The sequence below is a fragment of the Rhizobium sp. AP16 genome (genome assembly GCF_000281735.1).
Classification (GTDB): Bacteria; Pseudomonadota; Alphaproteobacteria; order Rhizobiales; family Rhizobiaceae; genus Rhizobium; species Rhizobium rhizogenes.
The window spans coordinates 608,781-630,291 of sequence record NZ_AJVM01000001.1; the positions used below are offsets into that span (position 1 = coordinate 608,781).

A 21,511-nucleotide genomic window follows, 5' to 3' on the forward strand; every position below is an offset into this window, starting at 1 on the left:
GCGGGCCTTCGCCCGTTTTGGGAGTATCATTTCTTGAATACGCTTGACCTGCTTGATCGTCTTGTCGCCTTCTCCACCGTCAGCGCCGACAGCAACCTACCGCTGATCGATTTTGTCCAAACCTATCTCCGCGACCGCGGTTTCGAGTGCCGGCTGGTTGCTGACCAGACTGGCAAAAAGGCGAACCTGTTTGCCAGCATCGGCCCCCGGCGGGATGACGGCATTGTCCTTTCCGGCCACACCGATGTGGTGCCGGTCGCAATGCAGGCCTGGACCTCCTACCCATTTCGGCTGACGCGCCGCGGCTCTCGTCTTCATGGCCGTGGCTCGACGGACATGAAGGGGTTTCTTGCAAGCGCGCTATCCGCTGCCGACCGCATCGATGGCAAGTTATTGAAGCGGCCATTGCATTTCGCCTTTTCGCATGACGAGGAGGTCGGCTGCGTCGGCGTGCGCTCGCTGATCGATGTCCTGGCTAAGGAACAGTTCAAGGCTTCGCTTTGCATTGTCGGAGAGCCGACATCCATGTCGATCGCCCTGGGTCATAAAGGCAAATTGGCGGCCCAGGCGCGTTTCAGCGGGGAGGCAGGCCATTCCTCGCTCGCCCCGCGTTTCGTCAATGCTATCCATCTGGCCTGCGATTTCGTCGGCGTCCTGCGCAGGGTGCAGGACGAGATCGCCAGCGTGGGGTTCCGAGATGCGGACTATGACATCCCTTACACGACGGTTCATGCCGGCAAGATCGCCGGCGGCGAAGTTCTCAATATCGTAGCAGAGCGCGCCTCGGTCGATTTCGAGATTCGCCACCTGGCGGAGGACGATGTCGAAGACATCCTGGGACGCATCCGCGCCTCTGTCGGCTCCTTGACCGAAATCGAGGTTTGCAACGCCTATCCGGGTCTCGCCACCTCAGCCGCGAGCGCCGCAGCAGCTTTCGCAGGGCGTTTGCTCGGCAAGGCACCATTGACAAAGGTCTCGTTCGGGGCGGAGGCCGGGCTGTTCGCCTCGAGGCTCGGGCTTGATACGGTGGTGATCGGTCCTGGCAACATGGACCAAGGCCACCAGCCGGACGAATATATCGAGGAAGCGGAATTGCAGCGCTGCGACGCCATGATGGATCGTCTGATCGGCGAACTCTGCTAGGTGTCGAGCGGCCGCCGCCGCATCCGGCGACGGCTGCGACTGCGCCCTACAGGCGCTGCTCGCTTTCCTTCGAGAAGATGGAGGCGATGGTGGGATTGAAAGCCAGGCGGACTTCTCCGGACAGGCCGCGGGCCTTGGCCGCGGGAAGGCGGACCGACAACTTCTGTTCTCCCAGCGCGAACCAGACCAGCGTATCGGCGCCCATGGGCTCGATAAAGGTAATCGGCGCGAAGAGCGTCGGCAGCGTCGTCCGATCGTCGGCAAGCTGGATGTCTTCCGGCCGGAAGCCGATCACTATCTCCTGGCCATCGACGGCAGGTTGACGGAACGGATATGCATCGATGGGCAACTGGTAATCGCCGAAGGCAGCCATAGGCTCGCCATCCTCGATCTTCACGCGGGACGATATCAGGTTCATGCTGGGCGATCCGACGAATCCGGCGACGAACAGGGTTTCGGGCTTCTCGTAGAGCTCGTCCGGCGACGCGTACTGTTCGATCTTGCCGCTTTTCATGACAGCAACGCGGGTGGCTAGTGTCATGGCCTCGATCTGGTCGTGGGTGACGTAGACGATGGTGCTGTGCAACTCCTGGTGCAGCTTCTTGATCTCCAGCCGCATTTCGGTGCGCAGCTTCGCGTCGAGGTTTGAAAGCGGCTCGTCGAAAAGGCAGATCGGGCTACGGCGTACGAGCGCCCGGCCGATGGCGACGCGCTGGCGTTGCCCACCGGAGAGCTGCGAGGGGCGGCGGTCGAGAAGGGGCGTCAGCTGGAGCAGGTTGGCCGCCCATTCGACACGCTTGGCAATTTCGGCCTTTGCAACCTTGTTGACGCGCAGCCCGAAGCCGAGGTTCTTGCGAACGGTCATCGTCGGGTAGAGCGCATAGGACTGGAAGACCATCGACATGTTGCGCCGGCTGGAATCGACGTTGGTCACATCCCGGTCGCCGGCGATGATCTTGCCTGTGTCGGGATCTTCAAGGCCGGCGATGACGTTGAGCAGCGTCGACTTTCCGCAGCCCGAAGAACCAAGCAGGACGATGAATTCACCGCTGGCAACCGACAGGTTGATATCGCGGAGGATATGCTGCTGCCCGAAGGACTTGTTTGCGTTGATAACGGAGATCTGTGTCATTGCATCAGCCCTTCACCGCGCCGGCGGCGAGGCCGCGCGCAAAATAGCGTCCGGAAAGAATGTAGATGAGAAGCGGCGGCAGCGCGGTGAGGAATGTCGCGGCCATGTTCACATTGTATTCTTTGACGCCAGTTGTTGTATTGACGATATTGTTGAGCTGTACCGTGATCGGCAGGTGATCCCGCCCGGCGAAGATCAGACCTAGCAGGAAGTCGTTCCAGATGCCGGTCGCCTGCATGATGATGGCGACGACGAGGACATTGACCGACATCGGCAGCATGATCTCGAAGAAGATCGTGAAGAAGCCGGCGCCATCCATCTTCGCCGCCTTCGAAAGCTCCGGCGGCACACCCTGGTAAAAATTGAAGAACAGCAGCGTCATGTAGGGCAGGCCGAAGATGATGTGGATCAGGATGATCCCCGGCAGCGTGCCGTAAAGGCCGACGGTGCTGAAGATCCGGACCAGCGGATAGAGAATGACCTGGTAGGGAATGAAGGCGCCGAGCATCAGCGACAGCAGGATGAGGCGGCTCAGTTTCGACTGCCATTGCGACAGCGCAAAACCGGTAAGCGCGCCGAACAGGATCGAGAAAATCACACTGGGCACGACAATTTCGACGGAATTCCAGAAATTCCCGTGAATGCCGTTACACTGGATACCCGTGCAGGCCGTCAGCCATGCCTTCGTCCACGCATCGAAATTCAGGCTTTGGGGCAGGGTGAAGATGTTGCCGGTGCGCAGTTCGTCAGCCGTCTTCAGTGATGTGGAGATCACCAGCAGCAATGGGATCGCGTAATAGACCAGCGCGAGCGAAAGGACGACATAGAGAAGGACACGGCCGGGCTTTGTTTTGCTTGCGCGAGGCACATGGACTACCGAAGCGCCGGATTGGACGAGAGGGGGCACAGTCATCGCTTCTGCCTCTTGAGCTCGATATAGACATAGGGAGAAAGGGCGCAGATGACGGACAGCAACATCAGGATCGCCGCGGCTGCCGCCGTGCTGATGTTGGCCCGCTGGAACAGCAGATCGACGACGAACTTTCCGGGCACATCGGTGCTGATGCCGGGCCCGCCGCCCGTCATGGCGACGACGAGGTCATAGCTTTTGACCACGGCGGTTGCCAGCAGGATGACGCAGGTGAGGATAAGTGGACGAAGCATGGGCAGCACGATGCTTATGTAGGATCGCCAGACGGGAATGCCGTCGATCTTTGCGGCCCGCCAGATGTCGCTGTCGACGCCGCGAAGGCCGGCGAGCATGATGGCCATGACAAGGCCAGAGGACTGCCAGATCGCGGCGATCGAAACGGCGTAGATCGCCTTTTCTGGGCTTGCCAGCCAATTGAACTGGAAGCTTTCCCAGCCAAAGCCGCGTACGAGTGCTTCAACGCCGGTTGTCGGGTTCAGTAGCCATTGCCAGGCAAGGCCGGTCACGACGAAGGACATGGAAAGCGGATAAAGGAAGAAGACGCGGAAAAGTCCCTCGGCTTTGACGTTTCGATCGAGCAGTGCTGCCAGCGTCGTGCCGATGATGAGTGAGCCGGCGATGAACAGGCTGCCGAAGATCAGCATGTTGGCGAAGGCCGTGTGCCAGCGTGGCATGGACAGCAGCGTCGCATACTGACTGAACCCGTAGAACTTGTAGTTCGGCAGCATCGTCGAATGCGTGAGCGAAATATAAAATGTCCAGAGGATCGTGCCGTAAAAGCATACGGCGATGACTACCGCACTGGGCACAAGCGTCAGCTTGGCCGCCAGATTCTTTTTAAACATTGCTTGCCCCGTTCGTCGATATCGCAACCAATTACGAAACTGCCCCGGCAGCGATGCCGGAGCAGCAAACACCTAACGGCAGGACTTAGTTTCGTGCAACGATGTCGGCATATTGCTTGGCGGCATCGGCCGGCGTCATCGACGGGTTGCTCCAGAATTGGGTTACGAGATCCTTGATGGCACCGACTGTTTCACTGGTGAAGGATAATTCAGCGTTCGGAGCGAGTGCGTTCGGGTCTTTGAGCAGCCCCGCAGCCTTCTGCGTGCACATGTCGGCGTTGGCGAGGTTCACGTCGATGCGGGGCGGCAGCGCGCCCTTGACTGCGTTGAAAGCAAGCTGGGTTTCGGGTGCGATCATCACGTCGACCAGCAGCTTGCGGGCCGCGATCTGTTCAGGCTTGTCGCCAACCGGGAAGACGAAGGTATCGGAGACGATGTTCAACACACCGTTCGTGCCCGGCGCCAGCTCGCAGCCATATTCCTTACCGGGCGTCATGTGGGCAGCCTGGAATTCGCCCTTGGCCCAGTCGCCCATGATCTGCATCGCGGCCTTGCCGGTAATAACCATATTGGTGGCATCGTTCCAGTTACGGTTGGTGTTGCCGTCATCGACGTAGCCGCGCAGCTTGCCGAAGGTCTCGAAAGACTTCACCATGAGCGGGCCACCGGCGACATCAACGTCGTGCTTGGTGTAGACGTCCGTGTAAAACTTGTTGCCGCCGGTTGCGATCATGATTGACCGGAAGACGAGCGCCTCCTGCCAAGCCTGGCCGCCGAAAGCGAGTGGAACATAGCCCTTGGCTTTGATCTTGTCCGCCGAGGCAAAGAACTCGTCCCAGGTTGCCGGCGGCTTGACGCCGACATCGCTCAGCACCTTGGTCGAGTACCACATCCAGTTGGCGGTGCCGATATCGATCGGAACGGCATAGAGGTGACCGTCGATGCTCGCCTTATCGACCACGAGCTTGGGCAAGAATGTCTGCCAGCCCTTGGTGGAGGCGATGTCATCGATCGGCGCAAGAATACCCTGTTCCACCAGCGGCTTGATCTCGCCAAGGTCCACGACCATCGAGGTCGGCGCGTCGCCGCCAGCAAGGCGGCTGAGAACAGCGGCGCGGGCGGCTTCATAGCCCGTGACTGGGCTGTCCTTCCAGGTTCCGCCCTTCTTTGTGACGTCGTCGGCAATGACCTTGATCGCCGCGGCTTCGCTGCCACTCGTCCAGTAGTGCATGACCTCGGCCGTCTGTGCAAAAGCCTCGCTCGAAAGCAACAAGGCAATCGCGGTGCCTGCGCCGATCAATGAAAGTTTCATGCTCATTGTGGTCCCCTTATTGGTTTCATTTCCGGGACCGAGTTAATTTTGTCGCCGCGAAAATAGCAATTTTGATTTTATGTGCCATTGCGTCGCCAAAACCGATTTACCGCAATGCTCGGTAAATCGGGTTTAATTTTCTTCAGCCTGCAATCCATCGATATGAGCGGCGTCTTAGCAAGTGCCTCGCACCATTCACGTCAACCGGCTTTCACCAAGATGACTAGCCAGACGAATACCAACAAACTGCTCGAGGAAACAGATCGACTTTCAACCCCTGATGCGAAGGAACGCCGATACCTGAAGATCACCGGGTCGCTGGTTCAATTCCGTTCAAGACCACCGATAATGCTGCTGTCCAACCCAGACGATCTATCTCTCATGCATGGCGGTCTCTGCCACTTCGACCACAGGCGAAAACACGTACTCCAGAATGCGCCGTCTACCCGTCTTGATCTCGGCGGTAACAGTCGTCACCGGCGACGCGACACGGGAAGCAGACATTGCCGGAACGATTCGCCAGGCGATGGCGCGGTTCGGCCGGCTCGACGCCGTATTCAACAATGCCGGTTTACAGGAACGGCGCGCGCCTCTCGCCGAACAGACCGATGCTGTCTATACGCAGGTGTTCGATACCAATGTCCGGGCGCTCTTCCATGCCATGCGCCACGAAATCTCGGCACTTCTCGGTTCGGGCGGCGGCGCGATCGTCAACAACACCAGCGTCAGCGGTATGAGAAATCCCAATCCGGGCCTATCAACTCTACGGCGCCTCGAAGGCCGCAGCCATCTCGCTTACGCGAACGGCGGCAATGGAATATGCTCCCTCTGGCATCCGCATCAATGCCGTAGCACCGGGTCGCGTCGTCACGGACATGATGCTTGGCGCCGGTATTGCCGACATGCGTTCCGTCGCCGCTGGCCTGCCGTTGCGGCGGATGGGCCATCCGCAAGAGGTGGCTGCAGCCGTTGTCTGGCTGTTGTCGGACGAGGCCGGCTATGTTATCGGCCATGTTCTTGCAACAGATGGTGGTTTTCTGGCGGGCTGAGATGGGAAGACCGCTCAGATCTCGATCCGATCTGACGCTCACCTGTTCGCTCACCTGGACTTCATGGTCGAGGTGTACGTGCGGTGGATTGTGAACTGGAAGGTATCGGACGCAGCGCGCAGTGACTTCAGTTCTGCATGTGCTTCCGCTTCATGGCGAACCGCGCGCTTCCCACGCTGGCCTTTGTCACGACAGTTGCAGCGTGGGAAACAGCCGACCATATGGGTTGATGCTTCCCGCTTTGGCCGTCATAAGCTCTGGAGTTGACTGAAGATGCTGGACATCTACTACGCAGGCCCCTTCACCACGCTCATGCCCCGGAACCCCGGTCATCTGGAACTCGCAGGTTCCATTGATCTCCGCGCGCACCGTTCGCTTGCCACCCTGTTCGACAAGGGCCGTCAGGCTGGTGCCGATCTCAGATACTTCGAAGACTCGATGCTGAAGCCTGCGCAGGTAACGATGTTGCTGGAGACCTTCACGGCGAACGTACGCGAATTGCAAGGGGATCGGCAGGCGCTAGCTGCATTCGACATGATGCGCGGCCTTTTCGAGGGGGCGGTGAGCAGAGGTATGGGGCTCGTGGCTTTCGCTGATTGAGCGCTTGGCGGGAACGCTTCGGATAGCCGGAGTCGGAGATACCCATGGGTCAAGCGGCGTACGCACTGCAGAACAGGTTTGCTCCCCTTACGACTGTCTTGACGGACGGCATCAATCTCGGCCTGACCACGATGTTGTCATCCTACTATTTGATCTTTTTCGCATTTCAAATTGGACCGGTTGCAAGAGCAAAAACCGCACTGCCCACAAAAGCTTATGCTCCCCATGTCGCCCACGGTGTGTAAATTCAGGGATGCGAAGTAATCCAGTCGGCAAACACCTTCGAGTGGCGACGCTGGCTACCAGCTTTCGGATAGGCCAAATAGTGCCCAATGTAACGATTGTCCCGGCTGTTACTGAACGGCCGTACAAGCCGGCCACTTCCCAATTCCCGATGTGCGAGAGTATTGGATTCCAGAGCGACTCCCAGACCATTGGCTGCAGCATCGACGGCAAGGAAGCTTCTGTCAAAGCTCATGGTGGGAAGAGGAGGGGGCCCGAGATTGTTAAGTTCGAACCAGTCGATCCATTGAATGCGCTTTAAATCGCTTCTGATCAGCGGTAAGCGCGCAAGATCACGAGGCGTTTTCAGCCGCTCTGCCATCTTCGGACAGCACAGGGGCGACACTATTTCCTCTCCCAACGGCACGACGATAAGATCCTCTCGGTTAGAAGGCTCGCCGTAAACGATATCGACGTCGAAAAGGCCGTCGACAAACCGTGCGTAGTTCGTGCTTGCCGCCACCCTGACTTCTACCCCTTCGTTCTTGCTGAGAAAGTCCGGAAGCCGTGCCGACAGCACCTGCGCGGCATAGCTCGGCGCGCAATGGACGCGCAAAAGATGCGCCTTGTTCGATGAAATCATCTCAACACCACGGCGAAGCTCTTCGAAGGCGTTGGAGGCGTGGGACAGAAGCGTCTGCCCTGCGAGCGTCAGCGTAACCTTGCGTGTGCTGCGCTCGAAGAGAGACGTGCCCAGGTCTCGCTCCAGCTTTGATATCGCATGGCTGACGGCACTCGGCGACAGGTGCAGCTCCTCCGCGGCAGCACGGAAGGAAGCAAGCCGCGCCGCGGCTTCGAAGATGCGAACTGCGGATAGGGAAGCCATTTGTAACATTCGATTAGTGAAGCAGATTCACCTACCGTTGTAAACTTCGCGTTTGTCCGAGCTCATCAAGTAGGCCAGGTTCAAATCCGCAAGGCGACTGACTTGACAACGATTTGCCAGATGCGCGGGAAGCATCGGGAGGAGATTACATGCTATTGAATGGGAAGACCGCGGCCATTTCGGGCGCGGCGAGCAAGCGCGGCATTGGCCGTGCGACAGCACAGCTTTTTGCCGAACATGGCGCGCGCGTCGCCATCCTTGATATTGATGCAGATGCAGCAGTGGAAGCGGCGGCGAGTTTGCCTCGCGTGGCCGCCGGCGCCCACGTAGGATTGCGCTGTGATGTCGCGGACAAAGGCTCCTGTGAAGACGCCGCATCCAAGGTGATCGCGTCCTTCGGCTCCGTGAACGCGCTGATCAACAATGCGGGCATCACCCAGCCTGTCAAAACGCTCGACATTACGGAAGGCGACTGGGAACGGGTCGTTGGCGTCAACATGACCGGCGTGCTTTTCCTCAGCCAGGCCTTCATCCCATACATGCGCGATAACGGCGGCGGCTCGATCGCCTGCATGTCCTCAGTGTCGGCTCAGCGCGGCGGTGGCATCTTCGGTGGCCCGCATTACTCCGCAGCCAAAGCCGGCGTGCTCGGCCTCGCCAAGGCAATGGCGCGAGAGTTCGGTCCAGCCGGCATCCGGGTCAACTCCGTCACACCTGGTCTTATCCAGACGGACATCACCGGGGGCAAGCTGACCGATCAGATGCGCGACGACATCATCAAGGGCATTCCTCTCAGCCGCCTCGGCGAGGCGACCGATGTCGCGAACATCTACCTGTTCCTCGCATCGGACCTGTCGGCCTACGTCACGGGCGCTGTCATCGACGTCAACGGCGGTATGCTGATCCATTGAGGTCAATCAGGAGAAACATCGACATGACCCAGATTGGCCACAACATCAGTCTCACCGAACGCGCCCGCCGCATCCGGCGCCACGCGCTGCGAATGGGCGAAGTGCAGGGGCAGGGCTACATCGCGCAGGCGCTTGGGGTCACCGATGTGCTCGCCGTCTCGTATTTTCATGCCACGACGTACCGCCCAGAAGATCCGGAATGGGAGGGACGAGATCGCTTCCTTCTCTCGATCGGGCACTACGCGATCGCGCTCTACGCGGCCCTCATCGAAGCAAAGATCGTTCCCGAGGACGAGCTGGAAACCTACGGGACCGACGACAGCCGTCTGCCGATGTCCGGCATGGCCGCATACACGCCTGGGATGGAAATCACTGGCGGATCGCTGGGACACGGACTTGGCATCGCTGTCGGAATGGCTCTGGCACTTCGGCGAAAGAAGTCGTCATCATTCGTCTATAATCTGTTTTCTGACGGCGAACTTGATGAAGGTTCGACTTGGGAAGCGGCCATGTCGGCAGGCTCCTACAAACTCGACAACCTGATCGGTGTTGTCGACGTCAACCAGATGCAGGCCGACGGCCCGTCGATTGGCGTACTCAACTTTGAACCGCTGGCACCTAAGTTCGAAGCCTTTGGCTGGTTCGTCCAGCGGGTCGATGGCAACGACGTCGATGCTCTCGTGAAGGCGTTCGACGCCGCTCGCCACCACCCGGAGGCGAAACCCCGCATCATCATTTGCGACACCAAGATGGCGAAGGGCGTGCCCTTCCTTGAGGCGCGCGATCGAAACCATTTTCTTCGCGTGGAACCTCACGAATGGGCGGAGGCCCTCAGGATAATCGATACGGGAGTGGAAGCATGAGGCGTTCGAAGTATATCCGGCCGACGCATCTTGAAAGCGGCAGCGACAAGCCTCGCCTGACGACATCGGCGATGATCGCCTCCATAGCCAGCCCGGATCAACCGACGAGATCTGCACCCTTCGGCAACGCACTTGCCGCCTTGGCGCACAAGGACGACCGAATCGTCGGCATGTCCGCCGACCTGGCAAAATATACCGACCTACATGTCTTCCGCGCCGCCCATCCGGACCGCTTCTATCAGATGGGCATGGCGGAACAGCTCTTGATGATGTCGGCGGCGGGCATGGCGCGCGAAGGTTTCCAGCCATGGGTGACGACATATGCAGTCTTTGCCTCCCGGCGCGCCTACGACTTCATCTGCCTGGCGATCGCCGAGGAGATGCTGGACGTGAAGATCGTCTGCGCTCTTCCGGGCCTGACTACAGGGTACGGCCCGAGCCACCAGGCAACGGAAGACCTGGCAATGTTCCGCGGGATGCCGAACCTTACGATCCTCGATCCGTGCGATGCGAGCGAAATCGAACAGGCGGTCCCAGCGATCGCCGCCCACAAGGGACCGGTCTACATGCGCCTTCTGCGCGGTAACGTGCCGCTGGTCCTCGACGAGTACGGCTACAAGTTCGAACTCGGCAAGGCGAAGCTCATTCGCGACGGCAAGGACACCCTCATCATCTCATCTGGTTTGATGACGATGCGTGCGCTCGAGGCAGCGAAGCAGCTTCAGAAGGATGGCGTCGACGTTGCGGTATTGCACGTTCCGACCATAAAGCCGCTCGACGAAGCGACCATCGTCGCAGAGTGCCGCAAGGGCGGACGGCTAGTGGTCGTGGCGGAGAACCATACTGTGATTGGCGGCCTCGGAGAGGCGGTCGCTGGAACCCTTATGCGGGCCGGGGTTGCACCCCCGGCCTTCCGACAGATCGGCCTGCCCGACGAATTTCTGGAGGCCGGCGCATTGCCGACGCTTCATGACCGATACGGTCTCTCAACTCTAAAGGTCGTGGAGGCAGTGAAAAACTGGCTCTCGATCTGAGAGAGTCAGCCGGTTGAGGAGCCGGCCCGTGTCAACAAGCTTGTGATGGAGGATAATATGAGCTTGCAGATGAATAGAAGATCTTTCCTGGCGAGCGCGACTGCTGCGCTCGCGGCCCCGGCAATCGTGCTCTCAAGCCGATCCGCCAGTGCTGCCACAACGACCCTGACGCTCGGTCATGGAGCAGCACCCGGCAACCCCAGAACGGTCGCCGCGGCCAAGTTCGCGGAACTCGTCAAGCAGAAAACGGAAGGCCGGATCCAGATCAACGTCGCAGGTGCCGAGACACTTGGAAGCGACTCCGCGATGCTGACCAGCCTGAGAACGGGCGCATTGGACTTTACGGCTAACAGCCAGGGCGCTACCTCGGCCATCGTCCCGGAGCTGAGCGCCCTTGGACTACCTTTCCTGTTCGAGAATACGGACAAGGCAATGGCCACGCTGAACGGCCCTGTGGGAACTGAGCTTAACAAGCGCTTCGAGGCAGTCGGGGTCGTGCCTCTGGACTGGTGGGACAACGGTATCCGGCACCTGACCAATTCCAAGCGGAAGGTCACCGTGCCCTCCGATCTAGCCGGCATGAAGATCAGGACCCCGGCCGACCCAATGACGATCGACATCTTCAAGGCACTGGGGGCAGGGACCGAGCAGATCGCTTTCGGCGAGCTCTACATCGCCCTGCAGCAGGGGGTCGTAGACGGCCAGGAGAATCCACTCGCGAACATCGAGAGTTCGAAGCTTCACGAAGTGAACAAGTATGTCAGCTTGACTGCCCATAAATGGGAGTCGACGCCGTTCCTGATGTCGAAGATCGCACAGGCCCGACTGGGCGCGGACCTCGAGGCCGTCAAAGCGGCTGCGAAGGAAGTTGGGGACCTTCAACGGAAGCTCTCGAATGAGAAATCTGCCGAGGTGCTCGCGAACTTCAAAAAGAACTCCGCGGTCGAAGTCGTCGAGGTAGATCAGGCCGAATTCAGGAAGGCGACGGCGTCCGTTGCGGACACTTGGAAGAAGAAGCCGTTCGGCGATTTCGTCGCGCAGGTGGAAGCCGCAGCACGGGGCTGACGCTCTTTCAACGATCCGGAGGCCTCATGAGCAGATTATACTCTGCCGTCGATCTGGTCGGCGGCGCCATTGTCGCGTGTGCGCGTATTGTCATCATCCTCAGCGGTATCGCGCTGACGGTTGTGACAACGGCCAACGTCGTCATTCGCTATGTCTCGACAAGCGGAGGCCTTTCTTACGCCCAGGAGCTGCCGATGCTGATGTTCCCGTGGTTCATCATCGCCGGCATCGTCATTGCCGCCCATGCTGGCGGGCATATGGCGGTGGAGTGGCTCTACGACAAGCTGGACGGACGGCCCAGAACGATCGTGTTGATCGTTGCGAACGGGATCAGCGTCGCTGCGTTTCTCACGCTGGCCTATCAGGCTAGTGTGGTTGCCGAAATAGCCGGGGCCGAACAGAGCGCCGTCCTGCAGCTCCCGAATAGCATCGGGTACTACTCGCTCTCGATCGGTGCAGTCCTTGTCGCCGTCGTCACGATCGCTGCGACCGCCCGCGTCCTCCGACTGGGCTGGGACCATCGTCTCGAAATCAAACCCGAGGAGATCGCCCTATGACCCTGGTCATGATCATTTCCTTCTGCGTCCTCATGGTGCTTGCCGTCCCCGTTGGATACGCGCTCATCATCGCGGCCGGTCTCGGCGTATTCTTCAATGGCTACGTCCCTCTCTCCGTCGTGGCCCAGCAGGTCTACGACCAGACCCAGTCCTTTCCCATGCTGGCCTTGCCTTTCTTCATGCTGGCGGGCACGTTAATGCTGGGCGGCGAACTTGGGCGCCAGCTCCTGGAGCTCGCATCTCGCGCAATGCAGCGCTGGCGCGGCGGTCCTCTCTCGACCACGGTCGTCTCGTCGGTCGTATTCGGCGGCGTTTCCGGCTCGGCGGTCGCGAATGCGAGTGCGCTCGGCTCCGTTCTCATCCCATGGCAGAAAAAGCACGGCTTCCCGCCCGCCCTCTGTGCCGCAAACAATGCCACCTCGGCCGTCATCGACGTTCTGATCCCGCCATCGATTCCGATGATCCTCTACGCCCTGATCAGTGGCGTCAGCGTCGGCGACCTCTTCATCTCCGGTATTATTCCGGGGCTCATCATGGCGGCCAGCTTCGTGTTCGTATGCTGGTTCATCTCGGTCAGGCGGGGCTATGCCGCGCAGCCGGTGAAGATGCGCAAGCGCGAGCTGGCTCGACTGGCTCTCCAGAGCCTTCCGGCAGTACTGCTGCCGGTCCTCATCATCGTCTTCCTGCGTTTCGGTCTGGCGACGCCGACCGAGGTTTCTGTCCTTTCGGTAGTCTATTCGCTGCTTCTGAGCCTGATCTTCTACCGCGACCTCACGTGGAAGCGCTTCTGCGACAACATGGTCGAGGCTGGAGTAGCAACGGGCGTGGTCATGCTCGTAATTATGGGAAGTGCCGCGGTCGGTTGGGTGCTGACGTTCGATCAGGCGCCGCAGCAGATGGCGGAATGGGTCTCAACGCACATCTCCAGCCCAATTGTCATCATTCTCATGATGAACATCATCATGCTGATCGTAGGCATGCCGCTCGACATGCCGCCAGCCATCCTCCTGCTCGGTCCGATCTTCGTCCCACTCGCTGATTCCATCGGTCTCGACCGGGTGCAGCTTGGCCTGATGATGGTGATCAATCTGGGGATCGGGCTCTACACGCCGCCGATCGGGACGACGCTGTTCATCTCGTCGTCCATCGCGAAGGCGCCGCTCGGGGCGACGACGAACGAGTTATGGCCATACTTCGGCATGGCCATGCTGCTCCTGCTGGCGGTTAGCTTCGTGCCCGCCCTGACGGTCTATTGAGGAGAAGCCGATGAGCGAAACGTCAATCAACGTCATCACTGTGCGAGGGCTTACGAAGTCTTATGGCGCAACATCGGTTCTCAAAGGCGTCGACTTTTCGGTTGCACGGGGCGAGGTCCACGCCCTGCTTGGCGGAAACGGAGCAGGCAAATCGACGATGATCCGGATCATCACCGGCGCGGCTTCGAGAAACGACGGTGAGATCCGTTTCTTCGACAATCAGGGTGTGGAGCGGACCGAGGCGGAGGGCAGGACGAAGGTCGCCGTCGTGCACCAAGAACTCGCGCTTCTGCCTCATCTGACGGTCGCCGAGAATATTTCGCTTCCGCATCATCGAAAAGGCATGGGTCTCTTCAAGCGCTCTGTTGCCGCGAAACAGGCTTTCGACGCCCTACGAATGATCGACCAGGAGTTTGCCGCGACATCTCTGCATAGATTGGTCGGAAGCCTGAGCCTGCATGAGGGACAGATGGTGGAGATCGCCAGGGCGCTGTCTTCAGGGGCGGAGTTGATACTCCTCGACGAGCCCACCGCCAATCTCACCGCCCTCGAAACCGAAAGGCTGTTTACGGTATTGCGGAAACTGACCCGCGAAAATGGGCTGTCGGTCGTGTTCGTCTCCCATCGAATGAAGGAGATCAGGCAGATCGCGAATGTCTGCACGATCATTCGTGATGGACGGACGGTCGTGGATCGGCAGGCGATCGACGAGTTGTCCGACGTGGCGATCGTTGAGAAGATGGGCCAGATGGCGGCCTCCAACGCGGTCGAGCGGACGCGCCCGTCGCGGGCCACGCTCGACGCTTCCGCCGCGACGGACACGATCACTATCCAGGAGCAGGGGTTCAAACTGGAGCTGCGGCCTGGCACCGTCCTCGGGGTCGCCGGAGCTCCGGCCGGACCCGCTGCCCTGATCCAGGGACTGACCGGGGCAGCCCGGATGAAAAGATGGACAGTCATACGGGCCGGATGGCCAGATCGCTTCCAGTCTCCTCGTCAGGCCGCTCGCCTTGGCGCCGGATACATCACAGGCGACCGGTCGCACAAGGGCGTGCTCCACAGTCTGCCCATCATCGACAACGTCATGGCCTCGCGACGCGTCGTTCGGGGTGCCGCGATCGCCGGCGGGTCGGAAGGCGCCGAGTGCCTCAACCTCCTGAAAGCCCTCAAAGTGAAGGCGGCTTCCGTCTGGGACTTGCCGAACACGCTGAGCGGCGGGACGCAACAGAAGCTCCTGATCGCGCGCTGGCTGGGTGTTCCCTCGCGGCTGCTCGTTCTCGAGGAACCAACGCGCGGCGTCGACATCGGAACGAAGCGCGAGATCTACCAGCTCATCCAGCAGATGGCTGCCAGCGGCACCGTCATCGTCTGGTGGTCGACGGAAAACGTCGAGTTGCTGGAAGTATGCGATCGCGTCGTCGCCTTCGATACCGAAGGACGATGTGCTGGCGTCCTGGAGCAGGACGATTTCAGCGAAGAGAAACTCGTTACATTGACTGGAATGGCAGCATGACCGGAACGCACGCACCAACCGCTTCGAATGATACGACAACGCCTAACATCAAGGGAAGGGAAAGCCTCTTCAGCGCGTATCGAACCGAGATCGCGATCGCCGTGGCCATTGTGCTTCTTGCGCTGGCGGTCGGCTCCCAAGTTCCCCAGGCGCTGACTTGGGGCAATTTCGCGAACATCACGCAGGCAGGCGCGCCGCTTATCATTATGTCCCTCGGCGTCCTTCTCGTCGTCGTTACCGGCGGCATAGATCTGTCGGTCGGATCAGTCTTTTCGCTGACTGGCATGGTGACGGCGCAGGCGATGGCACACGGCTTCGGCGGCATCTCGGCAAGCCTCATCGGCCTCTGCGTTGGACTTCTGTTCGGCTCCATCAACGGCTTCCTCGTGACGATTGCCGGGCTCGCCCCCTTTGTCGTCACGCTCATCACCTTCGCCGTCGCCGGTTCTCTCGCCTTTATCGTCACAAATGGCCGATCGATGCCGATTGGCGATCCCGACTTCTGGCTGCTCAACAGCGGCAGCATGATACCCGGAATTCCGAACTACATCCTGTTCTCCGTGGTCCTGCTGGTCGTAATCGAACTCTTCCTCAAGAAGTTGGTCGCGGGACGCTGGTTCTATGCGGTCGGCAGCAGTTCGACGGCAGCCTATCTGCTGGGGATTCCAGTGAAGCGCACCAAATTCATGGCCTACGTCGCGTCCTCGCTGCTCGCGTCCTTTTCCGGGCTTCTGACGATTTCCTACATCCTCAATGCGGAATCGACCGCAGGGTCGAGCCTGATGCTCCAGGCCATCGCCGCCGTGGTGATCGGGGGAGCGAGCCTTTTGGGCGGAACGGGAACCGCGGTCGGCGCCGTGCTGGGCGCGCTGATGATCACCGTCATCCAGAACGGCGTGAACCTCATTGGCATCAACAGTTTCTGGCAGGGGTCCGTCACGGGCGTTGCCATTCTTATCGCGGTCCTCATCGACCGCTTCAGCAAGTCACGGCGCGGAGCCGTCTGACCGTAATCCGGCATGTCGTCGGTTCTTGGAGGAGGAACGAAAATGAAAAACCTGAAACAACGGCTGAAGCTGTTCGCCGGCGTCGCCGTCGCAACCTTGGCGATCTCTGCGGCGGGCCAGGCGCAGGAAAAGAAGACCGTGGCCTATCTCGCCCCATCGCTCGACATTTCCTATTGGCAGTGGGTCGGTTACGGCGTGAAGCAGAAGGCCAAGGAACTTGGCATGGACTATGTCGAGTACACGTCTGAAAATTCGCCCGCGAAGCAGATGGACAATGCGCGGACGGCGGTCACGAAAGGCGTTTCGGCGATCGTGATTGGGCCGGTCAGCTCGACCAGCACGCCGCCGCTGCTCGCCTATCTCAAGTCCCAGAAGATTCCGATCGCATTCGCCGGCATCGGGCCGCAGCCCGGCCAGACCGACTACACGTCGTCGGTCACGGCGAACAACTACGAGACCGGCAAGGCACAGGGCGATTTCGTGTGTAAGCTTGCCAAGGATCGCGGCGGCAGCCAGGTCGGCATGCTATCTCTGCCGCAGGATCGCGAGAACGCCCAGAAATATCTGAAGGGGGCGGAAGAGGCCTTCAAGGCAAGCGGATGCACGCTCGCCCAGATGTTGGAGACGCGCGGTCTCACCGTGAACGAGGCGGTGACGCAGGCGAACGACATGCTTACGGCGCATCCTGACATCAAGGCGATCTACGGCATGTACGACGAAGCCGGGACCGGCGCGGCGAAGGTCCTACAGACGCGCGGATTGACGGGAAAGGTCGGCATCGCAGTCGCGGATGGTAGTCCGACGACCATCAGCCTTCTAAAGGCGAACGCGATCCAAGGCATCTTCTTCCAGGAGGCGGTCGGTCAGGGGATTGACGGAACGCAGCAGGTCTTCAATGCGATCACCGGCGCCGCAGTCAAGAAGGATCTCGCACTCGTCATGCCGCTGGTAACGGCAGACAAGGTTGACACGCCCGAAGCGAAGGCCGTCATCGCCCGGGTATTCCCGCCGGCTAACTAAGTATATGGGCGCCGGCTTCTGGCCGGTGTCCTTTTTCCGCGATCTCCTGAAGGGCAGCACTATGAAGGACCTCCCGATCATCGATCCGCACTTTCACCTGTGGGATCTCGAAAAAAACTATTATCCATGGCTGTCGGACGGTGTGAAGCCGTCTGCCTTCGGCGACTACACCGCGATCAACAAGACCTACCTCATCGACGACTTTCTCGCCGACGTCAGGAATCAGAACCTCGTAAAGGCAGTCCATCTAGACGTTGGATACGATCCGAAGGATCCGGCCGGCGAGACGCGATGGCTGCAAGGCGTGGCAGACAAGCACGGGTTCCCTCACGGTATCGTCGGATGTGCCGACTTCCGAAAGCCCGACGTCGGCAACCTCCTCGACGAGCACATGTCCTACGCGAACTTCCGCGGCATACGGCAATCGATGAATTACCACGACGATCCGGCAAAGACATATCTGACCGAGCCTGGAGTTAGCCGGACATCGGAATGGCGCAGGGGCTTCAAGGAGCTCGCCCGCAGGGGCCTCAGCTTCGATCTACAGCTCTACTACTGGCAGATGGAAGAATTCCTGGACCTGGCCCGCGACTTTCCCGACGTACAGATCATACTGAACCATACGGGCATGCAAATTGACGGCCCAAGCCATTTCGAGGGGTGGCGACATGGGATGCGGGCGCTCGCCCAGGCGCCCAATGTGGCTTGCAAGATTTCAGGCTTGGGAATGGGCGATTGGACCTGGACCGTCGAAAGCATCAAGCCGTATGTTGAGGAGGCGATAGCAGCCTTCGGCGTCAAGCGATGCATGTTCGCTTCGAATTTCCCTGTAGACAAGCTGTTCGGCAGCTATGACAAGGTCATGGAAAGTTTCAAGTCCATCACCGACGGCTATTCTCCAGATGAACGCATTGCGTTGTTCCACGACAACGCGGCGCAATTCTATCGGATATAGGCCGTCGGTAATCGGCGAAAGGCGGAAGCTTGCCACGGACGTGCCTGAAGACATCATTGCAAGCGCAATGGCGCCCTTTCGCGCATAGTTGAGAAGTATCTACCCTTTCCAGCAACGTAGAGGTTGCGTCGTCGTAGATACTATTTCTCCGCAATAGGTATCGAACGCAAGGTAATTGCTCTACTGCGCACCAATGACGCCTCACCAACCGGACTATGTTGGGTGTTCGCCACGCACCACCAGGTCCGCCAGCAGAGACGGTCGGGCCCGACGCCCTTCCTCAGCACACAACGTCTCTTCAAAGGATGCGGTCCCGATCATACTAGAGAAATCGTCGCTTACGCTGGCGTTCCTGCAGGGGATAACCTGCACCCGCAGTTGACTTATCTTGTCTGAAAATGCCTTGGCAGCGTATCAAGGCTGATGTGCTGCCAAGGTTATGAATGCGATGTTGGAAGCGGGCGTTATTTCTTGTAGATCGCCGCAACTGATCGTTCGAGCGCAAAGTTGAACCCTGCGCCAGGATGTTCTTTTAAAAGAGCGGCCTTCAGCTCGTCGGCCGACTTTGCGCTTTGAACAGCCGTTTGCCAGCTATCGAGATACGACCGTGTATAGCTGAATATTGAGTTGTCGGATTTGCTGTCCGGTTTGCGGTGACCAGGAATGACGGTTCGGGCACCAATGGCTTCCAGCCTCTTCGTGCTATCGCGCCACCTGTCGATTTGCTCTGGCGTCGTGTTCTCTTCCAACCAGAGATGTGTGTCGGTATATCCGACGTCGGCAGCAATCAGCGTGTCCAAAGATGGGATGTGGACCGGCGTGATAAACTCGGTATCCCCGTGCATGGGATCTAACACCTCCAGCCGTTCGCCTTCGAACAATAAAAAGTCCTTGGCCAACCCATCGGGGACGATGACTCGATCAGGGAAAACCCCCTTCGGGGCGTGCTCATTCAGCGCTTTCAGCGTTGGAACCGATGCTTTGTTGATCATTCCGACCACTGTAGAATGGGCGACGGGTCGGGCACTTGGAAACCGTTCGAGCAGAATTGATAGCCCGAGCAGATGATCCGGATGATAATGCGTGACCAGTATAGTCTCGACCTTTTTGCCTGTGGCCTCAATTACATCCGCAAGGGCCTTGGCGCTTGGCACCGTGAATTGTGCGTCAATGACCGCAACCGATTTTTCGCCGACGATGACCGTACTGTCGACCATTACGCCTGCTTCATCGGCGGTGAACACGCTGGTTTCTTTTGACGTGGCCAGTGCGAGCCGGCTTGTGGCAATGGTGCCGGCTCCAGCGGCGGTCAAAGCGAGAAAGTTTCTTCTATTGAGCAAAAACATGGACACGAGTCCTCTCTGGGGCGACGGTCAACGCCGAGCCGCCTTGGTTACAACGTTCAATCCTGTCGTGATCTTTGCGCCGAGCCTGCAATTGCGTGTGAATTGGCCCAATGGCTGGATCAGGGTGCAATACGGCAGGATCGGCAAAAATGCGGTCAATGCTTTCAGGCTGCCAGAAGGGCAGACACAAGGGGACGGACTTCTGAGACTGCATTTTCCATGGAATTCCGTCGCGCATCTTCGCCGCGAGACATATTTTCGGCTCGCAGGAACTGGACGTCCTTGATCCCCATGAAGCCCAAGGCGGCCTTCAGGTAGTTTTCCTGAAAATCCAAAGGTGCAAGCGGCCCGGCGAGATAGGAGCCGCCTCGGGTCGAGATGATCACCACCTTCTTCCCGCTTACGAGACCGACCGGTCCTGTTTCGGTGTAGCGAAAGGTCTTGCCCGGTTGGATGACCCGGTCGAGCCAAGCCTTCAATTGGCTGGGGATCGAGAAATTGTACATCGGTGCGCCGATAACCACGATATCACTCGCAACAAGCTCGGCGACGAGTGCGTCTGAGCGCACATGTTCGCTGCGGGTCGCCGCGTCGAACTCAGTGAACGCAAGCGGGCGAAAGCCTGCGCCGATCGGGCCGTCGAGGTGAGGAATGGCCTCCTCAACGAGATCGCGATAAATAGAGATTGCGTCCGGCCGGCTCTTCATAAGATCAGAGACCACTGCCTGAGTAAGCGCTCGCGACGAGGAACCGTCGCCTTGGATGCTGGAGTCGAGACGAAGAATCTGCATGACTTATAGCTCCTTCAAATGATGGCGCCACATTTACGATGTCCGCCCTATGTTGCGCCAGCGGGGCTTTTGGCACAGATTGTTCCATCAATAGGACAATTTGCGGAGCCTGTATGGACGATCTCAACGAGTTGGTGATGTTTGCCTCTGTCGCGCGGCATGGCAGCTTTTCCGCTGCGGCTCTAGCGCTCGGCATTCCGAAATCGCGCGTGAGCCGACGTATCGCAGATCTCGAGACACGCCTTGGGGTACGGCTTCTGCAGCGATCGACGCGTGTCGTTCAGCTGACCGATACTGGTCGTGAATTCCTCGTGCATTGCGACGATATGATCGGCGCCTCCAAATTGGCCTTCGAGGTCGCTGAACGTTCCGGCGAAGCTCCCGCCGGACGCTTGCGGGTGAGCTGCCCGGTTGGCGTCGCCCACATTTTTTTCGCTCCGGTCCTTTGGAAATTCATGCGGGCGCATCCAGCGGTGCGGCTGGATCTGGACCTGACAAACCGGAAAGTCGATCTCATAGCGGAGGGCTACGATGTTGCCCTGCGCGTGCGCTCAACGGTCGATGACTCGCAGTTGATGATACGACGGCTTGGAACGAGCGAGCAATGGCTGCTGGCTAGCCCTTCTTTCGTGGCCGAAAACGGCCCTCTCTCCTTACCGGAGAATCTGCAAAAGCAGCCAGGGCTGGGACCGGCAGGTGTGAGAGGTGAGCGGAACCTCTGGCACGTTCTGACACCTGAGGGCGAAAGGGTAGGAATTGAGTATACTCCCGTGTTGGCAACCGACGATGTCTATATGCTCGCGCAGGCGGCTCTTTCGGGTTTGGGCATTGCGCAATTACCCCGCAACCTCTGCGGCGGTGCTGTCGCCGATGGTCGGCTGGTCAGGCTTTTACCGGACCATAGTCTCCCGGCCCACCAGTTGCATGCCATCTTCCCATCGCGGCGTGGCCTCGTCCCTGCCGTCCGTGCCTTCCTCGATTTTCTAGGACATGAACTCCCTGCTTTGACCAGGGAACTAGAGAACGGCTACCCTGAAGGGATTGCCGGTGATGAGGGGCTTGAGTTGTAGATG

21 protein-coding genes and 1 pseudogene are annotated in these 21,511 nt (G+C 59.3%); 15 read left to right on the forward strand and 7 right to left on the reverse strand.

What is annotated here, in order from left to right; genetic code table 11:
- Positions 1-33 precede the first annotated feature (33 nt).
- A complete protein-coding gene (gene argE, locus PMI03_RS02730; protein WP_007689610.1) occupies positions 34-1,143 on the forward strand; it encodes an acetylornithine deacetylase in 1,110 nt (369 codons plus the stop codon).
- 46 nt (positions 1,144-1,189) lie between these two features.
- On the opposite strand, the gene PMI03_RS02735 is transcribed toward argE, so the two are convergent.
- From PMI03_RS02735 to PMI03_RS02750, 4 genes are all read right to left on the reverse strand, one after another.
- A complete protein-coding gene (locus tag PMI03_RS02735) occupies positions 1,190-2,275 on the reverse strand; it encodes an ABC transporter ATP-binding protein (RefSeq protein WP_007689618.1) in 1,086 nt (361 codons plus the stop codon).
- Between the two features lie 4 nt (positions 2,276-2,279).
- Positions 2,280-3,188, reverse strand: a complete 909-nt coding sequence (locus PMI03_RS02740) for a carbohydrate ABC transporter permease (protein WP_007689620.1) — start codon at positions 3,186-3,188, stop codon at positions 2,280-2,282.
- Positions 3,185-4,051, reverse strand: coding sequence for a carbohydrate ABC transporter permease (locus PMI03_RS02745; RefSeq protein WP_007689622.1), 867 nt, complete (start codon positions 4,049-4,051; stop codon positions 3,185-3,187). Before PMI03_RS02745 ends, PMI03_RS02740 begins: the two co-directional genes overlap by 4 nt.
- Positions 4,052-4,136: 85 nt before the next feature.
- Positions 4,137-5,369, reverse strand: coding sequence for an ABC transporter substrate-binding protein (locus tag PMI03_RS02750; protein WP_007689624.1), 1,233 nt, complete (start codon positions 5,367-5,369; stop codon positions 4,137-4,139).
- 427 nt (positions 5,370-5,796) lie between these two features.
- Between PMI03_RS02750 and PMI03_RS31445 the strand changes: the two are divergent.
- The 3 genes and pseudogenes from PMI03_RS31445 to PMI03_RS02760 all read left to right on the forward strand — a co-directional run.
- A pseudogene (locus PMI03_RS31445) lies at positions 5,797-6,048 on the forward strand (SDR family NAD(P)-dependent oxidoreductase); the annotation flags it as partial.
- 103 nt (positions 6,049-6,151) lie between these two features.
- Positions 6,152-6,412 (forward strand): SDR family oxidoreductase, encoded by a 261-nt coding sequence (locus PMI03_RS31450; protein ID WP_309574313.1) that lies wholly within the window; start codon positions 6,152-6,154, stop codon positions 6,410-6,412.
- Between the two features lie 273 nt (positions 6,413-6,685).
- Positions 6,686-7,012, forward strand: coding sequence for a hypothetical protein (locus PMI03_RS02760; RefSeq protein WP_007689629.1), 327 nt, complete (start codon positions 6,686-6,688; stop codon positions 7,010-7,012).
- Between the two features lie 247 nt (positions 7,013-7,259).
- On the opposite strand, the gene PMI03_RS02770 is transcribed toward PMI03_RS02760, so the two are convergent.
- Positions 7,260-8,129, reverse strand: coding sequence for a LysR substrate-binding domain-containing protein (locus PMI03_RS02770; protein ID WP_039973571.1), 870 nt, complete (start codon positions 8,127-8,129; stop codon positions 7,260-7,262).
- A 140-nt stretch (positions 8,130-8,269) separates the two neighbouring features.
- On the opposite strand from PMI03_RS02770, the gene PMI03_RS02775 reads away from it, so the two are divergent.
- The 10 genes from PMI03_RS02775 to PMI03_RS02820 all read left to right on the forward strand — a co-directional run bounded on the left by PMI03_RS02775 (position 8,270) and on the right by PMI03_RS02820 (position 18,301).
- Positions 8,270-9,031: an SDR family NAD(P)-dependent oxidoreductase gene (locus tag PMI03_RS02775; protein WP_007689635.1), complete on the forward strand. Its 762-nt coding sequence runs from the start codon at positions 8,270-8,272 to the stop codon at positions 9,029-9,031.
- 23 nt (positions 9,032-9,054) lie between these two features.
- Entirely contained in the window at positions 9,055-9,894 is an 840-nt protein-coding gene (locus tag PMI03_RS02780; protein WP_007689636.1) for a transketolase, read from the forward strand.
- The gene (locus PMI03_RS02785) at positions 9,891-10,928 is read left to right on the forward strand and encodes a transketolase family protein (RefSeq protein WP_007689637.1); all 1,038 of its coding nucleotides are present in this window, start codon (positions 9,891-9,893) and stop codon (positions 10,926-10,928) included. The genes PMI03_RS02780 and PMI03_RS02785 overlap by 4 nt, the downstream gene beginning before the upstream one ends.
- A 57-nt stretch (positions 10,929-10,985) precedes the next feature.
- Entirely contained in the window at positions 10,986-11,993 is a 1,008-nt protein-coding gene (locus tag PMI03_RS02790; protein ID WP_007689638.1) for a TRAP transporter substrate-binding protein, read from the forward strand.
- 26 nt (positions 11,994-12,019) lie between these two features.
- A complete protein-coding gene (locus tag PMI03_RS02795; RefSeq protein WP_007689640.1) occupies positions 12,020-12,550 on the forward strand; it encodes a TRAP transporter small permease in 531 nt (176 codons plus the stop codon).
- Positions 12,547-13,806 carry a TRAP transporter large permease subunit gene (locus PMI03_RS02800; protein ID WP_007689641.1) on the forward strand — a complete coding sequence of 420 codons (1,260 nt, stop codon included), beginning with the start codon at positions 12,547-12,549 and terminating at the stop codon, positions 13,804-13,806. Before PMI03_RS02795 ends, PMI03_RS02800 begins: the two co-directional genes overlap by 4 nt.
- Before the next feature lie 10 nt (positions 13,807-13,816).
- Positions 13,817-15,319 carry an ATP-binding cassette domain-containing protein gene (locus tag PMI03_RS02805; RefSeq protein ID WP_007689643.1) on the forward strand — a complete coding sequence of 501 codons (1,503 nt, stop codon included), beginning with the start codon at positions 13,817-13,819 and terminating at the stop codon, positions 15,317-15,319.
- A complete protein-coding gene (locus PMI03_RS02810) occupies positions 15,316-16,326 on the forward strand; it encodes an ABC transporter permease (RefSeq protein ID WP_007689645.1) in 1,011 nt (336 codons plus the stop codon). The genes PMI03_RS02805 and PMI03_RS02810 overlap by 4 nt, the downstream gene beginning before the upstream one ends.
- 42 nt (positions 16,327-16,368) lie before the next feature.
- Complete coding sequence (locus PMI03_RS02815; RefSeq protein ID WP_007689647.1) at positions 16,369-17,346, forward strand: substrate-binding domain-containing protein; 978 nt, start codon at positions 16,369-16,371, stop codon at positions 17,344-17,346.
- A gap of 61 nt (positions 17,347-17,407) precedes the next feature.
- The gene (locus PMI03_RS02820; RefSeq protein ID WP_039973602.1) at positions 17,408-18,301 is read left to right on the forward strand and encodes an amidohydrolase; all 894 of its coding nucleotides are present in this window, start codon (positions 17,408-17,410) and stop codon (positions 18,299-18,301) included.
- Between the two features lie 464 nt (positions 18,302-18,765).
- Here PMI03_RS02820 and PMI03_RS02825 read toward each other — a convergent pair whose 3' ends face one another.
- On the reverse strand, positions 18,766-19,647 hold the full coding sequence (locus PMI03_RS02825; RefSeq protein ID WP_007689652.1) for an MBL fold metallo-hydrolase: 882 nt from the start codon (positions 19,645-19,647) through the stop codon (positions 18,766-18,768).
- A 164-nt stretch (positions 19,648-19,811) separates the two neighbouring features.
- Complete coding sequence (locus PMI03_RS02830; RefSeq protein WP_007689654.1) at positions 19,812-20,438, reverse strand: FMN-dependent NADH-azoreductase; 627 nt, start codon at positions 20,436-20,438, stop codon at positions 19,812-19,814.
- A gap of 113 nt (positions 20,439-20,551) precedes the next feature.
- Between PMI03_RS02830 and PMI03_RS02835 the strand changes: the two genes are divergently transcribed.
- The gene (locus PMI03_RS02835; protein WP_007689655.1) at positions 20,552-21,508 is read left to right on the forward strand and encodes a LysR family transcriptional regulator; all 957 of its coding nucleotides are present in this window, start codon (positions 20,552-20,554) and stop codon (positions 21,506-21,508) included.
- The last annotated feature ends 3 nt before the right edge of the window (positions 21,509-21,511 follow it).

What these genes read in the sequence shown, in the direction of transcription:
- PMI03_RS02735 (WP_007689618.1), bottom strand. Translation starts at nt 2,275, where the DNA reads ATGACACAGATCTCCGTTATCAACGCAAACAAGTCCTTCGGGCAGCAG.
- PMI03_RS02740 (WP_007689620.1), bottom strand. Translation starts at nt 3,188, where the DNA reads ATGACTGTGCCCCCTCTCGTCCAATCCGGCGCTTCGGTAGTCCATGTG.
- PMI03_RS02745 (WP_007689622.1), bottom strand. Translation starts at nt 4,051, where the DNA reads ATGTTTAAAAAGAATCTGGCGGCCAAGCTGACGCTTGTGCCCAGTGCG.
- PMI03_RS02750 (WP_007689624.1), bottom strand. Translation starts at nt 5,369, where the DNA reads ATGAGCATGAAACTTTCATTGATCGGCGCAGGCACCGCGATTGCCTTG.
- PMI03_RS02760 (WP_007689629.1), top strand. Translation starts at nt 6,686, where the DNA reads ATGCTGGACATCTACTACGCAGGCCCCTTCACCACGCTCATGCCCCGG.
- PMI03_RS02770 (WP_039973571.1), bottom strand. Translation starts at nt 8,129, where the DNA reads ATGTTACAAATGGCTTCCCTATCCGCAGTTCGCATCTTCGAAGCCGCG.
- PMI03_RS02775 (WP_007689635.1), top strand. Translation starts at nt 8,270, where the DNA reads ATGCTATTGAATGGGAAGACCGCGGCCATTTCGGGCGCGGCGAGCAAG.
- PMI03_RS02780 (WP_007689636.1), top strand. Translation starts at nt 9,055, where the DNA reads ATGACCCAGATTGGCCACAACATCAGTCTCACCGAACGCGCCCGCCGC.
- PMI03_RS02785 (WP_007689637.1), top strand. Translation starts at nt 9,891, where the DNA reads ATGAGGCGTTCGAAGTATATCCGGCCGACGCATCTTGAAAGCGGCAGC.
- PMI03_RS02790 (WP_007689638.1), top strand. Translation starts at nt 10,986, where the DNA reads ATGAGCTTGCAGATGAATAGAAGATCTTTCCTGGCGAGCGCGACTGCT.
- PMI03_RS02795 (WP_007689640.1), top strand. Translation starts at nt 12,020, where the DNA reads ATGAGCAGATTATACTCTGCCGTCGATCTGGTCGGCGGCGCCATTGTC.
- PMI03_RS02800 (WP_007689641.1), top strand. Translation starts at nt 12,547, where the DNA reads ATGACCCTGGTCATGATCATTTCCTTCTGCGTCCTCATGGTGCTTGCC.
- PMI03_RS02805 (WP_007689643.1), top strand. Translation starts at nt 13,817, where the DNA reads ATGAGCGAAACGTCAATCAACGTCATCACTGTGCGAGGGCTTACGAAG.
- PMI03_RS02810 (WP_007689645.1), top strand. Translation starts at nt 15,316, where the DNA reads ATGACCGGAACGCACGCACCAACCGCTTCGAATGATACGACAACGCCT.
- PMI03_RS02815 (WP_007689647.1), top strand. Translation starts at nt 16,369, where the DNA reads ATGAAAAACCTGAAACAACGGCTGAAGCTGTTCGCCGGCGTCGCCGTC.
- PMI03_RS02820 (WP_039973602.1), top strand. Translation starts at nt 17,408, where the DNA reads ATGAAGGACCTCCCGATCATCGATCCGCACTTTCACCTGTGGGATCTC.
- PMI03_RS02825 (WP_007689652.1), bottom strand. Translation starts at nt 19,647, where the DNA reads ATGTTTTTGCTCAATAGAAGAAACTTTCTCGCTTTGACCGCCGCTGGA.
- PMI03_RS02830 (WP_007689654.1), bottom strand. Translation starts at nt 20,438, where the DNA reads ATGCAGATTCTTCGTCTCGACTCCAGCATCCAAGGCGACGGTTCCTCG.
- PMI03_RS02835 (WP_007689655.1), top strand. Translation starts at nt 20,552, where the DNA reads ATGGACGATCTCAACGAGTTGGTGATGTTTGCCTCTGTCGCGCGGCAT.